Annotated in this window: 14 protein-coding genes and 1 tRNA gene; 4 read left to right on the plus strand and 11 right to left on the minus strand. The window is 36.4% G+C overall.

Features of this window, described 5'->3' with window-relative positions; translation table 11 throughout:
- Positions 1 to 126: 126 nt before the first annotated feature.
- From JOD29_RS08715 to JOD29_RS08730, 4 genes are read right to left on the minus strand one after another with little or no spacing between them, the layout of a single operon-like run.
- Complete coding sequence (locus JOD29_RS08715) at positions 127 to 894, minus strand: IucA/IucC family C-terminal-domain containing protein (RefSeq protein WP_158610544.1); 768 nt, start codon at positions 892 to 894, stop codon at positions 127 to 129.
- Positions 887 to 1,705 carry an ABC transporter ATP-binding protein gene (locus JOD29_RS08720; protein WP_124764236.1) on the minus strand — a complete coding sequence of 273 codons (819 nt, stop codon included), beginning with the start codon at positions 1,703 to 1,705 and terminating at the stop codon, positions 887 to 889. Before JOD29_RS08720 ends, JOD29_RS08715 begins: the two co-directional genes overlap by 8 nt.
- Before the next feature lie 32 nt (positions 1,706 to 1,737).
- Positions 1,738 to 2,793, minus strand: coding sequence for a FecCD family ABC transporter permease (locus JOD29_RS08725; RefSeq protein ID WP_124764237.1), 1,056 nt, complete (start codon positions 2,791 to 2,793; stop codon positions 1,738 to 1,740).
- The gene (locus JOD29_RS08730) at positions 2,790 to 3,794 is read right to left on the minus strand and encodes a FecCD family ABC transporter permease (RefSeq protein ID WP_124764238.1); all 1,005 of its coding nucleotides are present in this window, start codon (positions 3,792 to 3,794) and stop codon (positions 2,790 to 2,792) included. The genes JOD29_RS08725 and JOD29_RS08730 overlap by 4 nt, the downstream gene beginning before the upstream one ends.
- A 209-nt stretch (positions 3,795 to 4,003) precedes the next feature.
- Here JOD29_RS08730 and JOD29_RS08735 point away from each other — a divergent pair, with 209 nt between their 5' ends.
- On the plus strand, positions 4,004 to 4,972 hold the full coding sequence (locus tag JOD29_RS08735; RefSeq protein ID WP_124764239.1) for an ABC transporter substrate-binding protein: 969 nt from the start codon (positions 4,004 to 4,006) through the stop codon (positions 4,970 to 4,972).
- 160 nt (positions 4,973 to 5,132) lie between these two features.
- Positions 5,133 to 5,549 (plus strand): DUF1284 domain-containing protein, encoded by a 417-nt coding sequence (locus JOD29_RS08740; protein ID WP_124764318.1) that lies wholly within the window; start codon positions 5,133 to 5,135, stop codon positions 5,547 to 5,549.
- Positions 5,550 to 5,572: 23 nt separating this feature from the next.
- Here the strand turns inward: JOD29_RS08740 and JOD29_RS08745 are convergent, their stop codons facing one another.
- Together JOD29_RS08745 and JOD29_RS08750 are read right to left on the minus strand one after the other, a co-directional pair.
- A complete protein-coding gene (locus tag JOD29_RS08745; RefSeq protein WP_124764240.1) occupies positions 5,573 to 6,472 on the minus strand; it encodes a TIGR01777 family oxidoreductase in 900 nt (299 codons plus the stop codon).
- Between the two features lie 355 nt (positions 6,473 to 6,827).
- Entirely contained in the window at positions 6,828 to 7,820 is a 993-nt protein-coding gene (locus JOD29_RS08750; RefSeq protein ID WP_124764241.1) for an NADPH:quinone oxidoreductase family protein, read from the minus strand.
- Positions 7,821 to 7,943: 123 nt separating this feature from the next.
- On the opposite strand from JOD29_RS08750, the gene JOD29_RS08755 reads away from it, so the two are divergent.
- A complete protein-coding gene (locus JOD29_RS08755) occupies positions 7,944 to 8,531 on the plus strand; it encodes a TetR/AcrR family transcriptional regulator (RefSeq protein ID WP_124764242.1) in 588 nt (195 codons plus the stop codon).
- Positions 8,532 to 8,625: 94 nt separating this feature from the next.
- Here the strand turns inward: JOD29_RS08755 and JOD29_RS08760 are convergent, their stop codons facing one another.
- The 5 genes from JOD29_RS08760 to purU form a co-directional block, all read right to left on the minus strand.
- Positions 8,626 to 10,134, minus strand: a complete 1,509-nt coding sequence (locus JOD29_RS08760) for an acetyl-CoA hydrolase/transferase family protein (RefSeq protein WP_124764243.1) — start codon at positions 10,132 to 10,134, stop codon at positions 8,626 to 8,628.
- Positions 10,135 to 10,482: 348 nt separating this feature from the next.
- Entirely contained in the window at positions 10,483 to 11,160 is a 678-nt protein-coding gene (locus tag JOD29_RS08765; protein WP_124764244.1) for a reverse transcriptase-like protein, read from the minus strand.
- A gap of 209 nt (positions 11,161 to 11,369) precedes the next feature.
- Positions 11,370 to 11,939: a YceI family protein gene (locus JOD29_RS08770; protein ID WP_124764245.1), complete on the minus strand. Its 570-nt coding sequence runs from the start codon at positions 11,937 to 11,939 to the stop codon at positions 11,370 to 11,372.
- A 152-nt stretch (positions 11,940 to 12,091) separates the two neighbouring features.
- Positions 12,092 to 13,525 (minus strand): purine-cytosine permease family protein, encoded by a 1,434-nt coding sequence (locus JOD29_RS08775; protein WP_239585640.1) that lies wholly within the window; start codon positions 13,523 to 13,525, stop codon positions 12,092 to 12,094.
- 584 nt (positions 13,526 to 14,109) lie between these two features.
- Positions 14,110 to 15,003 carry a formyltetrahydrofolate deformylase gene (gene purU, locus JOD29_RS08780; RefSeq protein WP_124764246.1) on the minus strand — a complete coding sequence of 298 codons (894 nt, stop codon included), beginning with the start codon at positions 15,001 to 15,003 and terminating at the stop codon, positions 14,110 to 14,112.
- Between the two features lie 197 nt (positions 15,004 to 15,200).
- Here purU and JOD29_RS08785 point away from each other — a divergent pair.
- A tRNA-Val gene (locus tag JOD29_RS08785) sits at positions 15,201 to 15,273 on the plus strand.
- Positions 15,274 to 15,504 lie beyond the last annotated feature (231 nt).

A 15,504-nucleotide genomic window follows, 5' to 3' on the forward strand; every position in this document is an offset into this window, starting at 1 on the left:
TAACGGTTATAATGTGTTATTTGTGCCTTCATTGTGAAGTTATCAACCTTATTTGTGACAATATCGTCCCTAATTGTGAAGTTATCGCCCTTATTTGTGACAATATCGTCCCTAATTATGAAAGGATCACACTTTACCTCTCACACAACATGTTCTTGGACATGTCTTACACGTTTTGCATCCCCCATCTAGTAGGTATGAAAAACAACAAGTCTTTCTAACTCGAACCTCTTCTTGCGTATCGGCTAAACATCTTTTATCACAATAAAATCTTTTAATTGGATTCTCCTGGTCATTTCCAAATAGCAAACCTGCTGACCCATTTACAATTAATTGAAAATCTTCTTTTGCGCGAGTACGTAATTCTTCGTTCTCAATCTTCACCAATACGGATTCATACAACCAAAACAAATAAATTGCAAGATTTTCCCAAAGTATTAATTCAGATTGCTTTGTCACTTTTGATAAGTTAGAGATTAGGACCGTTGCATTTTCTGAGAAGAAAAACTGAATCCATTTTTCTAAAAGAGCCTCTCGATTTTCATTTGCCAGTTCAGTGTGTAAATGATGAAAATAAAATTGTGGAAGCCATTGATCCGCTTCAACAGATTGAAGGCAAACATTCTGGAATGAAATATCAAGCTTTTTATTCCACATGCTAATGCCATAAAAATAAATGACAGCTAAAAATGAATATCTTTTCATGAAAATAGAAGCTGCTACTTTCAAGTTAGGAGACCCAATTTTAGCTTGCACTTGTTCCAAATAGCCCAACAACTTTTGTTCATTTAATAACTCATCTAATGAAATCGATAACGCTGAAGGCTTTTGTTCTGTTGTAAACCGAAACTGTTTTAGTTGTTCAATTTCTTGATTCGTTAACACGTTAAGCATTGACACCCACCGCTTGCTTATGAATGTTTCTCCCTCTTCCATACGGGATACAAAGTGGTGTACCAAAAAGTGGATCCTTGGAAATTTCACATTCCATTTCAAATACACATTTCACTAAATCTCTTGTCACCACATTCTCTGGTTTTCCCTGGGAGAAAATGCATCTATTTTTGATTGCGACGATATTATGGGCATAGCGACAAGCTAAATTCAAATCGTGAAGCACCATGACTATTGTTCGATTTTCTTTCTCATTCAGTTCAAATAAAAGATCCAAAATTTCAATCTGATGCGTCATATCGAGATATGTTGTCGGTTCATCCAGTAAAATAATATCTGTGTCTTGAGCTAGAGTCATGGCAATCCACGCTCTTTGTCGTTGCCCACCAGATAATGAATCAACTGGACGATCCTTTAAATCTTCAATACCTGTTGCTATAAGTGCATCGTTTACCTTTTGTTCATCTTCTTCCGTCCACTGTTTTAGTAGACTTTGATATGGAAAACGTCCTTGCTTCACTAACTGTAAAACCGTAAGTCCTTCTGGTGCGTTCGGTGATTGTGGGAGAATCGCCATTTGTTTTGCCACTTCTTTTGTAGACATTTTTGAAATTGCTTTCCCCTCTAATAAAACAGCACCCAATTTTGGCTTTAATAAACGTGCAATGGATCTGAGTAACGTCGATTTTCCACAACCATTTCCTCCGATAAAAATGGTAATTTCCCCTTTAGGAATTTCGATATTTAATTGATCTATTATAATGCTATCGCCATATGAAAGGGTCAAATCCTTTGTTTCAATTGCATGCACGATATTTTAAACCTCCATTCTATTTAACATTTTTATGATTTTCTTGTTTCAAATAATAAGTAAATAAAGTAAGGTGCACCGATTGCTGATGTAAACACACCAGCTGGAATTTCTAACGGCGAAAATAATGTTCTTCCAATTAAATCAGCGACCATGACCAATATTCCACCGATTAGAGCGGATACAGGTAATAATGCACCATAAGATGAACCAACAAGTTTTCTAGCCATATGTGGAGCCATTAAGCCTACAAACCCAATACCACCTGCAAATGCAACAGAAATACCAACCAAAGCCGTCGCAACCATCATCAAGGAAAAACGCTGTCTACCAACATGTACGCCGACGCTTGTTGCCACATCGTCACCAAGTTCTTGAATATTCATTTTTCGAGCAAGTATCATTGCAATGGTTACGAGAACTATTGTCAATGGTAATAAAATGCTTACATTTCCCCATGTAGAACCGTGAACCGTTCCTGTAATCCAAATATTTGCCTGGCTAGCGCGATAGATCGGCCCCAAAATCATCATAAGTGTTTTAAAAGCATCCATTAGTGCTGAAATTCCAATCCCAATCAATACAAGTCTAATTGGAGACACACCATTTTTCCATGCAAGTAAGTAAATTAGAATCCCAATAATTGCAGCGCCAAGAAAAGCAGCGAGTGGCATCCATTTAATACTCACTGTCAAGGCATTTTTATCATCACTGAAGAAGGCTAAAAACCCAACAACAGCTACTGCTGCCCCACCTGTAAGACCTAAATTATCAGGAGACGCTAAAGGATTTCGAATCATTCCTTGTAAAATACCACCTGCAATTGCAAGGGAGATCCCTACTAAAAGAGCAACAAGTATTCTTGGTAGACGGAAGGACGTAACGACGAGCTGTTCCATTGTCGTTCCTCCACCGAAAAATACTTTGATTACTGAGAGTGGGCTTATATTCATATCCCCTAAAGCTGTACTAATGATTAAAACAAGCGCTGTAATTAATAGTAAAATCATAAAAACTTTTATTGCTTTTGTATCTAAAAGAAAGGAAACTTTCCCTTTAAACCATCTTATATTTTTATTTTGACTCATTTTCCGTTGAACCCCCTTCTTGCAATGTAAATAAAGAAAGGAGTACCGATAATCGCAGTCATGACACCGACAGGAACTTCCTGAGGCATAATGATATACCGTGCTAATACGTCAGCAATTAGTAGTAAGATGCTACCGAGTAACCCAGCGTACGGGATAATCCATCGATGGTCTATTCCTACCACCCAACGTGTTATATGTGGAATGACAATACCGATAAATCCAATTGGCCCTGCAACGGCTACTGCACCACCGGAAAGAAGAATAATTATTATACCAAGAATAATTTTTATATAGCCTGTTCGAAGTCCTAATCCCTTTGCAACGTCTTCCCCCATTGATAGCACATTCATTTTAGAAGCAAATAGTAGTGCTCCTATCCAACCAACGACTAAGTAGGGTAAAACTGAGGTTAAGATATCAAGTTTTCTTCCCTGTACAGATCCTGCTAACCAGAACAACACTTGCTCAAGTGCAGACTCATTTAACACAAGAATTCCTTGTGTAAATGAAGAAAACAAAGCCGTAACAGCAGCTCCAGCTAATGTAATGGTCATCGGTGTAAGCCCTTCTCTTCCAAAAGAACCGATTGCATATACACCAATCGTGGCAATGGCAGCTCCTAGAAAAGCAATCCATGCAATAGCTTGGAAATTCCCCATTGAAAATAGAGTAACACCAATAACAACTGCAAAACTTGCACCTGCGTTTACACCAAAAATATCTGGAGATGCAAGCGGATTTTTCGTAAGTGTCTGCATTAGAACACCTGCGATGGCAAGGCTACTACCAACCGCTGCCGCAATGAGTGCCCTAGGTAATCTTACTGTTTCAATGACAAGATGTTCATTTGAACCATTATTTTGTTGAAAAGCATCCCACGCCACTTTCCATGAAGTATCTGTATAACCATAAACAATACTTATACAGATGAAGAATGCTAATAAAAGAATTAGCATGAAAAGTCCGAGTACTTTTTGTCTATTATTTTTTAATAACATGTTAAAAACCTTTCCTACTCCGAAAAAAATATGAGCTAGTTATTAGATTATAAAAATAGACATATGATGTCAATGACTTTGAGAATCATTTTCATTTGTATACAAAAAATTATATAAAATATAATAAATTTTGTTATTGACTTTATTACCCAACTTGTTATACATTTGCAATTGAAAATGATTATCATTAACAAAAAGGAGATAAAACAATGAAAAAATTTCAACCATTTCTAACATTACTTACTTTAATGTTAGTGATCTTTTTAGCTGCATGTGGCGGAAAGGAAGAATCAACTAGTACTACAGAGAACAAAGAAACTTCTAATACAGAAAGTACTAGTTATACTGTCGAACATGCAATGGGCTCAACAACTATTGAAAAAACACCTGAGAAAGTAGTTATTCTTACAAATGAAGGTACTGAGGCTCTATTAGCGCTTGGCGTAAAACCTGTAGGAGCTGTTCAATCTTGGACTGGTGACCCTTGGTATGATCACATTGCTTCTGAAATGGAAGGTGTTGAAGTGGTAGGTTTAGAAAGTGAAGTAAACCTTGAAGCTATTGCTGCCCTACAACCAGACTTAATCATAGGAAATAAAATGCGACAAGAAGACATTTATGAGCAATTAAGTGCAATTGCCCCAACTGTTTTTGCAGAAGATTTACGTGGTGACTGGAAAATTAACTTTGAATTATATGCAAAAGCTGTTAATAAAACTGAAGAAGGTAAAGAAGTTCTTGCTACATATGAGAACCGAGTTGCAGATTTAAAAGAACAACTTGGGGATCAATTAACGAAAAAAGTTTCAATGGTTCGCTTTATGGCTGGAGATGTGCGTATTTATCAAAAAGATTCCTTCTCTGGTGTTATTTTAGAAGAGTTAGGTTTTGCTAGACCGGAAAGTCAAGATGTAGATGAGTTTGCCATTAAAGGCGCAACAAAAGAACAAATTCCTCTAATGGATGGGGATATTCTCTTCTACTTCACTTACGAAACTGGTGACAATGAAGCGACAAAACTTGAAGAAGAATGGCTGAAAGATCCAATCTTCAATAACCTTGAAGTAGCCAAAAAAGGTGAAGTTCACAAAGTTGACGATGTGATTTGGAACACAGCTGGTGGTGTAAAAGCTGCTAACTTAATGCTAGATGATATTGAAAATACTTTCTTAAAATAATAGATAAAGTTCGGTTCCATTTTACTTGGGATCGAACTTTTTTAATTGTTAAACCCTACCGAAAATCCGTTATGCTATAATGATTCCAATGAGTTAACTTGAAACAGTTTTGAGTTAACGAAAATGCACAAAATTAGTTTCTGTTGGGGGAATAATTATGATGATTAAACTACGAGGCCACCATCTATTTTGCTTACTAGGTTATCGTGGAATGGGCTATTCCAAAGAATATGTGGAAAATATGACCCGTTTACATCAAATGTTGAGAGACAATCCGAAAACTTGGATTAAGATTGTGGAAGGGCCGGATCAGTTGTGTGAAAAGTATCCTAACTCAGGTGAATATCACTGCCAAAACGCTAATATTTATGATAGAGATGCAGCGATATTAGAGAAAATGGAACTTACAATCGGACACATTCTTACTTGGGAAGAGATTGAATCTCGAATAAAAACTCACGTCTCCCCTTCTGATATTCAACATGTCTGTGAAACTTGTACGTGGCGGTCTTACGGGGTTTGCGAAGAAGGTATCCAAGATATTCATCATGGGAAGGGGTTAAGGGAAGTGAAATAGCTCTTCCCTCCTTCACATTAAATTCACTTTAGAAGATCCTCCAATGCTTTGTGTAGGGTTGGAAATTGAAAATCAAATTTCTCTTCGATTAATACTTTTGGCACAACACGTTGCCCTTCTAATACAAGTTTACTTTTTTGACCAAGTACCAATTTCATTGCAAACGATGGGACAGGTATCCAATGAGGTCTTTTTAATACGTGGGCAACTGTTTTTCCGAAATCCCTCATTCTAATCGGAGTGGGTGCTGTAACGTTAATTGGTCCATTTAAGTGATCATTTTCAATGGCAAAGAGTATCGCCTGTACCACATCCGTCACGTGAACCCATGATACCCATTGTTTTCCCGTTCCAACTGTTCCACCGATGAAAAATTCATACGGCATCGTCATGAGAGGAAGAGCCCCACCTTCATTGCCGAGAATTACACCAAATCGCATGAAGACTGTCCGCACTCCAATTGTTTCTGCCCTTTTTGCCGTAGCCTCCCAATCCCTAACAGTCTTCCCTAAAAAGTCATTTGCCGTTGCCTGTGAATCTTCCGTATATGTCGTATCAAGTGAACTCGGGTAAATCCCAATTGCACTTGCATTAATTAGAGTGGACGGCTTGTATTTTAACACCTTTATGATTCTTAATAACTCAGTGGTAGCTTTCATTCGACTCTCATAAATTTGTTTTTGGTGGTGATGAGACCACCTTCCTGCGTTAATGGAAACACCAGCTAAATTAATAAAAACATCAACATTATCTAATTCTTCCTCAGGTTTAGCCCCTTCTTTTAACCAAGTAACATATGTTTCATTGTACATTGGTACCAGTTTCTTCCTTGTCAAAATCACTACTTCATGCCCTTTTGTAATTAAAAGGTCTGTTAACTTCTTCCCTATAAACCCGGAACCACCTGCAAGTACTATTTTCATGTCTTCACCTCAGTCAATAGTTACCATTGAACACGCTTCACTTATCCATCCTATTTAAATTACAACCTAATATCAAAAAACTTAATGTGTAAATTAAAATATGTACGATGGATCCCTTCAACTTCCCTCCTTTTTTCACCCAACTTAAGTCTTATGTATTTATTTTTGTAGAGTACCCAAAAATTCCCTCTATATATTTAACGTTTCAAAGAGACAAAAGTTTCAGAAAACTGAATTTTTACATAGAAAAACTGCTTTCTGAGAGAATTAGTCTCACTAAAAAGCAGTTTTTTTATTCACACACTTAACTTTTAAGAGCTATTACATGAAGCGAAATGAACTTCTCGACACTCTATTATGATAATTTCACAAGTATTCTACCTCTTGCTTGACCTTTTAAAAGAGTTGGTAAAAATTCTGGAAGTTGCTCCAACGTTACTTCTAGTTGAATCAATGCTTCTAAGTTAGCTGGTTTAAAATCAGTTGCTAGACGGCTCCACACTTTTAATCGTGTTTCCATTGGGCAATAAACCGAATCAATTCCTAATAAGTTTACCCCTCGTAAGATAAACGGAAAGACTGTTGTTGGGAGCTTTGTCCCTGCTGTTAGTCCGCTGACTGCAACTGAACCGCCGTATTGAATTTGACTTAATAGTGCTGCTAAAGGTTCGCCACCTACTGGATCAACGGCTGCTGCCCATTTTTGTTTCCCTAACGCTCTAATTTTCCCATCATATACTTCATCTCGTGAAACAATTGAAGTGGCACCTAGTTTTTGCAAGTATTCTTGTTCAGATTCTTTCCCAGTACTTGCTTCAACTTGATAGCCAAGTGTAGACAGAATTGAAACAGCGAAGCTACCAACGCCACCTGTTGCACCTGTCACAAGCACTTTTCCCTTTTCTTTTGAAACATTATTTTCTTCTAGTCGTTGAACAGACAATGCTGCAGTAAACCCTGCTGTCCCAATTACCATCGCTTCTTTTAACGTAAGTCCTTTTGGTAGCGGAACAATCCATTCAGCTGGAATGCGTGCATATTCACTAAAACCACCAAAGTGGGAAACACCAATCTCATAACTTGTTGCGATGACTTCATCCCCTTCCTTAAATCGTGGGTCCTTTGAAGAAATCACAATCCCTGCTAAATCTATTCCAGGTACAAAAGGATAATTTTTTACTATGTTTCCATTCGGAATAGCAGCAAGACTATCCTTATAATTAATGGAAGAATACGCAACTTTAATCAATACTTCCCCATCTGGTAAATCTTTTAAACTTAGATTTTTCACTTCCACAGTAAATTCTTCTCTATTATCTACAACTAATGCTTTGAAATTCTCTACCAATTATTCCACCCCTAATTAAGTTTACAGTTTAAGGGTATCAAAATTATTCTGACCGGTCAAAATATTTTTGCTATACTTTCATTAATCCTATAATTGTTTGTATTAAGTCATTCGGAGGTTAAGATGAAGAAAAAAGAGGAAGAACGAAAGAAACAAATAATGAAAGCAGCATATAACGCTGTCTCAACTTTAGGTTACGATAACGTCACACTTCAGGATATTGCGGATTATGCCAACGTATCAAAAGGAGTTGTTCACTACTATTTTAAAAGCAAGCAAAACATATTATCAGAATTACTGGAATCTATTACTAACCAAATTTATAGTTATGAAATAGAAGCGGTAAATCAACATCAAAATGCTATTGATAAACTGAAAGCGTACTTAGATGCCGTTTTTATTTCACCCCCAAAAAATAAGAAGTTTTACAGCGTCTATTTAGACTTTTTAGCTCAAGCCAACGGAAATGAAGAGTATAAAAAAATAAACCTGAACTTTTATGAGAATTGTTGGAATATTGGACAAGAAATCGTTGAATTAGGCATAAGAGAAGGTGTATTTAATGAAGAGTTGGACTCTTTAACAACTGCAAAAATGATGAGGGCAATAATTGACGGTTCATTAATTCAATGGTTAACAAGTAATGAGGAGGGACTTCATCAATACTATAAAGATGCTTGTATGAAAAGTATCCTAAAATTATTAAATTAAGTCTTTCAACTGCACAAAAGTTCCAGCTTTACTTCAAAAATGAAAAACTGTACAACTAGGATAACACCATTTGTTGTACAGCTTATTTCACTAATTATTCAGCCTTCATTGTGCCGTTTTTCGCTAGGTTTACATGCCATGAAAGCGCTTTTTCTAAGTTGTGAGGAGTATGGTGACCACCCGTTAATTCTACAGCTTCGTTATAATAATCCCATAACTGTTGTTTGTAGTCCGGGTGTACACAGTTTTCGATGATTAACGGTACACGTTCTTTTGGTGCTAATCCACGTAAGTCTGCAACCCCTTGCTCTGTCACAATTACATGTACATCATGCTCAGTATGGTCATGGTGTGGAACCATTGGCACGATCGATGAAATTGTTCCACCTTTTGCATAGGATTTCGTTACGAAAATACTAATGCGTGAGTTTCGTGTAAAATCACCTGACCCACCGATCCCATTCATCATACGCGTTCCAGATACATGAGTTGAGTTCACATTTCCATAAATATCAACTTCAAGCGCTGCGTTAATGGCGATTAATCCTAAGCGACGGATGACTTCTGGATGGTTAGATATTTCTTGTGGGCGTAAGACGATTTTATCTGCATACTTTTCAATATTGCCATAAACTTTCTTTTGCAATTCTTCTGAAATTGTAATCGACGTACAAGATGCAAATGATACTTTTCCAGCGTCAATTAAGTTAAATACCGCATCCTGCAATACCTCTGAGAAGACCTCTAAATCTTCAAATTCTGATTCTTTAAATCCTTCTAACACAGCGTTGGCAACAGAGCCTACACCTGACTGAATTGGAGCAAGCTTGTTTGTTAAGCGACCCGCTTTAATTTCACCACGAAGGAAATCAAGTAAGTGATTGGCCATTGTTTGTGTTTCATCATCTGGCGCTACAATTAAAGAAGGCGCATCTGTTTGATCCGAAACGACAATGGCTTGAATTTTCTCAGGTTCTACACGAATACCAATTTCACCAATACGATCTTTCGCTTTTAGTAATTGTATTGGTTGACGATCACCTTGCTCTTCAGGAATGAAGATATCATGTACACCTACTAAAGTGTCTGAATGGGCAACGTTCAATTCAACAATAATATTTTTCGCATATTTTGCATAAATTGGCGAGTTCCCAACAGAAGTTGTCGGTATGATTAGGCCATCTTCTGTAATCGCCGTTGCTTCAATAATGGCGAAATCAATAGGTCCGATAATGCCTTGACGAACTAATTCCGCATTATGAGAAAGATGAGCATCTACATATAGGATTTCACCTTTATTGATTAAATTACGAATCACTGGGTCTCCTTGATAGGGAACACGTTTACGAATTGCGCCGACTTCAGCTAATCTTTGGTCAACTTCAGGTCCTAAAGACGCACCTGTGTAAACATCAATTTTAATATTTTCATTTTTCGCTCGCTCAGCAAGTGCTAAAGGGACAACCTTTGCATCCCCTGCACGTGTAAAACCACTCATTCCGACAATATCGCCATCATGAATTAAAGCAGCTGCTTCTTCGGCAGTTTTTACTTTAGTTAATAAGCTTGGTATACCGATTCTTTTTTCAATTGTTATTTCCATCCATAAACTCCCCCATTCTATTAACTAGACAGAATAATAGCTTCCCTTCTCTATTTATTCTAATATCTAATAATTTAGAACTCTTTTTAGAAAATATTTATATTTTTGTAGGATAGCTTTTTGGGGGGGAAGGTGTCATTATTAAAAAACCTAAAGTTGGTAAAAAAAGTAGCTGCTTATGAGCATGTTGAATTGTTTAATAAGAAACTTCATGCATATGAGCCCTTTTCGTTGGATTATGAATAGTTGATTCGCATATATGAGCGTTCGCATTTTAACGTTCAAACAACAATAAAAAGCACGATCAAATGTGTTGCCACTTGACCGCGCTATTAGGCGTATTAACCTTTAATCTCGTCCTGGTTTCCCGTCAACTAACTCCACTTTCCCTGAAATATCAATACCTTGTAGTGCTTGTGTCGCTAGTTTGTCTGCTTCAGCATTGTCTTTTCTAGGGACTAATTCAAACTCAGCTTTAATACCCATCTCGGCTAACTTCGCATCGATTCGATCAGCCCATGCCGCTAAATCCTTCTCATAAGCAGGCCATTCACCACTCATTTGATTAATGACCACTTGGGAATCCCCGATGAAACGCACAGTTTGGTGATGAACATCTAATAAATCGAGTTCAACTATACTAAAGTTAAGCGCTCCATATTCCGATTCATTATTCGATGTTAGTCCTGAAGCTGCAGCGTTTCGTCTTAATCGATAAAATTTTCCGTTCTGTTCAAAATAAATGACACAGCCGAACCCAGAATAGTTTGTACCTATATCAAAACCACCATCAAAATACACCGTTACATTATGAGGTTCGGTTTCAATTTCCTTAATATATTTCTTCAGTTCTTTTGCCATCCACGAACTATCGTGTTGGTCGATAAATGTAATATTTTTGGCACGCCCTGTTTTTTCTAAATCCTCAGCAATATGCAGAGCAAGCGCCGGTGGTATTTCATCTGAACGGAAAATAGTTTCTTCTCCATTTTTCGCTCTGTATGTCCATTCAATTGTTATTTTCATGGAAGGACCTCCAATTAAGTTGTTCTTCGTTTATTATATCCGCAACAAGACACATTAAAGCACTTGGATTGAATATAAAAATACCCTGCCATTTGTAGCAGAGTATTCCAGAACATATTTCTGAATGAAACAGTAAAACCTCACTATCTTCCCGTCCAACAAATCTAAATATAAAAAACCCAAGAATGTTCTTGGGTTAATTTCTCTAATTATTGTTGATTAACTGGATGTTGTGCAAATTGTTCTTTAGGGAGGGCTTGAATTTCAATTTCAACAAGAATGTCATCGCTAATAAGGATGGCACCTAATTCAGTTGGCATATTCCAAATCGTTAACCCAAAATCACTGCGCTTTAATGTTTTTGATACGTTGAAGGCGGTTTTTTCAAAATTCCCCATTGGATCAATTTGATGTCCAGTATACTTTAATTTAAACGTTTCAAGTTTCGTTACGCCATGAAATGTTACTTCGCCTACTAAATCATACTTGTTTTCTTCTGTTTTAATAATCTCTTTTGATTTAAACTCAATTGTTGGATAGTTTTCAGCATCGAAAAAGTCTGGTGATAAAAGGTGCGCATCTCGATCTTTAATGCGTGTATCTAAACTATTTACTTGAATCGTAAAATCAATCTCAGCTGTCGTCATATCAGTTGGATCTGCTATGATAGATGCTTGAAATTCATGGAAACAACCTTTCACCGCTGTGATGGCTAAATGTTTTACTGAAAAATCAACTGTGCAAAAAAACGGGTCTAATTCCCATTTACCTTTTGTCATGTTTATTCCACCTTAATATGTAAATTATTAATCTCAAATAACTAATTAACTATGATTAGTTTGCTATTAATTGGTATAAAAATCAATATTTTTCTATAATAAATAAAAAAGTCGGAAATCGAATTAATAGATTTCCAACCTGCATGATACAATTATTCCGCCGTAGCTTCTTTCGTTGAAGCTTTCGGTGATTTGGTTTTCTGTTGTTTTCGTATCGGTACTGGAGCATCACTTTTACTGTAGTATTTCCCTTTAGTAATAATTGCAATGATGATTGTCAGTATCGATGCTAAAATCGCAGCAAAGAATGTGGCCGTGTTTTGTAGGAACGTTCCCATATAACCTAATGCTGCAATGGTACCAATCACACTTGACACGACTAATGGGACAACGCCAACTGGATTCCATTTATAAAGTCGATCCTGTCTGGCTTCATATTCCATTGGTACAAGTTTTAAGGTTTTTTTCACAACTAAAGCATCTGTAACTAAGATTGCAGCCCATGCCATTAACAATACCCCTTGGAAAGTCATGGCACTACCTAAGTAATCTAAAATTCCACCGAGCATTAATCCGATTGACAGGAGTCCAGAGACAACAACCCAGAAACGACGATCGGGCTTAAAATGAAATACATTCTCAAAAAAATTGGACAACGACAGGGACGCACTATAAATATTTGTAACGTTAATGCGTAATTGCGTTAACATTGTAAATACTACGCCTCCAAGTCCAAGAAGTGTGACAATGTAAACCCCTGGATTTGACTCTCCTAATCGGACACCAAACCAAATTCCGAGTAATCCCATAACACCAAAACAAAAAATTTGTGGGATAAATCCAATCATAATAGAACCAATTTTGATATCTTTCGGTTTTAAGAATCGAGCATAATCCGATGCAATTAAAGCGGTTAAGCCCATGATCCCATGTTGCATTCCGATACATAATAGTAATGCGGTTCCACCAATTTGTGCACCTTCAGGTAAATAGGTCCAGAAACTACCAGCAAATTTTGATGGTGTGTTATATGCGACAATAATCGTGATCACTAAAAAGATGCCGAAGATGGGTAATGACCATTTTTGCAGTTTGTCTAATTGTTTAATACCAAACCAATTTAATGGAATCACAATTAAGCCAAATACGATAATGAGTGTCCATAAAGGAATTGAGGGGAAAAATGCATGTACGGCGGCAACGAGTATCATACCTTCAAATGCACAATACATGATAAAGTTAGATGCGTAAATTAATGAGGTTAAGGATGCTCCAATATATCCAAAACCTTGTCTAGACATGAGATTAACGTTCATTCCAGACTTTGCAGATAAATAGGCAATAACGGTGCCTAAAACTCCGGCAATGACAATCGCATAAATTGCTGAGATGATGGCGTTCATTGCGCCAAATTGTAAAGCCATGACACTACCTGTTTGGAAATAAAAAATCGCTGTGGCAATGCCAAATGTAATGTTGGTAACACTAAACCAACCCATGTTTCTTTTTTCTTCCGGTACTCTATCGTAAGAATAATCAAGTGAATCTTGTTCATCGAGACCGGTTGTTTTGTCTACATTAGTCAAATCATTTCATCCTTTCTTTTGATTCGTACAAATCTTCCCTTCCTTACATAGATTTCACATTCAACTACATCCTTTACAACAATTGAATGCTAGAAAAGAAGGTCACTGAATGTATACTTTGTCATAATTATGTAGAGGCAATCTCACTTTCAAATGAGGTTGCTACTTCAATATAATATAATTATATACACAATTAGTTTACATAATCAAGAGGCGTCCTAATATTTACTTATAAAATCAATTATAAAATAGGTATTTCCACTAAAACAGGCATCTAATTCGTATACATTAATACGAATATTTATTCGCTAAACATAAAAATCTGAACCCTATTTTCATGGTCAAAATTATATTAACTATTTTTTAATCGAACCTTTCATCTTAAGCCTTCAAAATTTCTTTAATTTATTGTGAAGGCTGACTTCTCACGAATGTTCAAAAAATAGTTGTACCCCCTTGGAGAAAAAGTTCATTACATTTCCAATCATTTAATATGCTTTTTACTATACTTTAGTATTGTTCACTCAAGGTTTGGAATTGCCTAAAATAAAAAGACCTAAGAAATGAGTTCTTAGGTCTTTAAATTAATGGAACACGATGGTTTTATTATTTTCAACAATGATTCTGTTTTCAAGGTGCCATTTCACTGCTTTTGCTAATACTCGACGTTCAATTTTACGACCGATTTTCTTTAACGTTTGCACATCATCTCGGTGATCCACTCGTTCAACATCTTGTTCGATGATTGGCCCTTCATCTAAGTCATTTGTGACATAGTGTGAAGTGGCCCCAATAAGTTTTACCCCTCTTCTATGCGCACGCTCATAAGGATTCGCCCCAATAAACGCTGGTAAAAATGAGTGATGTATGTTAATAATTCGGTTTTCAAAGTGGTTCACAAATTCTGGGGTTAATATTTGCATATAACGGGCCAAAATTAAAAGATCTACATCATATTCTTCCATTAAGCGAATTTGCTTAGCTTCTACTTCTTTACGTATATCTTTGTTTGCTGGTAAGTAATGGAATGGAATACCGTAAGATTCGACAATTTCCCGCGCGTCCTCATGATTACTAATCACCACGGCAATATCCGTATCTAAATCGCCATTTTGCCACTCCCATAATAATTCAAGTAAACAATGTAGCTCTTTTGATACGTAAATAGCAGTACGTTGTCTTTGATTGCGATACTGGAACTTGAACTCCATATTGAATTCATCCGCAATGTTTTTAAAGTCCTTCTCCATTGCTAATGCTTTTTCTGGTAGATTCTCACAATTGTATTCAATACGAATGAAGAACGTGCCGTTTTCTGGATCACTGGAATATTGGCTAGACTCAAGTATATTCGCTTCATATTTAAATAAAAATGTCGATAACACCGACACAATCCCCGGTTTATCGGGACATTTCACTAATAAGCGGGCCCGATTTTGTAAATTCACATTCTGCTCTTTTGGTAAAGTTTTTAACATCTTATGTACTCCCCTACTTTATTCTCTTGGTCTACCATTATCTAATATTTCGAAATAATCAGCAAGTAGTTTAAGGAAATTAACATAGATGAGTGGAGAATATTTAAATTACTATTTTTAGTAAAATCAAAAAAATTATGCAGAAACCGCTTCCATTTTTACCTTATTTATGGTAATCTTAATTTAAGAATTATCACGGTCTTGTAGCTCAGCTGGGAGAGCATCACGTCGACAACGTGGGGGTCGCAGGTTCGAGCCCTGTCGAGACCATACATTTAAAAAGTCTAGAAACATTTATATATTAATGTTTCTAGACTTTTTTCTATTGTTCGATTTATATATCAATTTATCCGTTTGTCCTCAATAAAATTTCCAATTATCTATCGCTTTTTTGAATATCATGATGGAAAATAACAGCAATTTCATTATCACTATTCTGCAGTTTATGTGCATAAACTTCTATAGTGATTCTAGAATTAGCATTACCTAAATGTTTCGAAA

This window comes from Lysinibacillus composti, assembly GCF_016908465.1.
Taxonomy (GTDB): Bacteria; Bacillota; Bacilli; order Bacillales_A; family Planococcaceae; genus Ureibacillus; species Ureibacillus composti_A.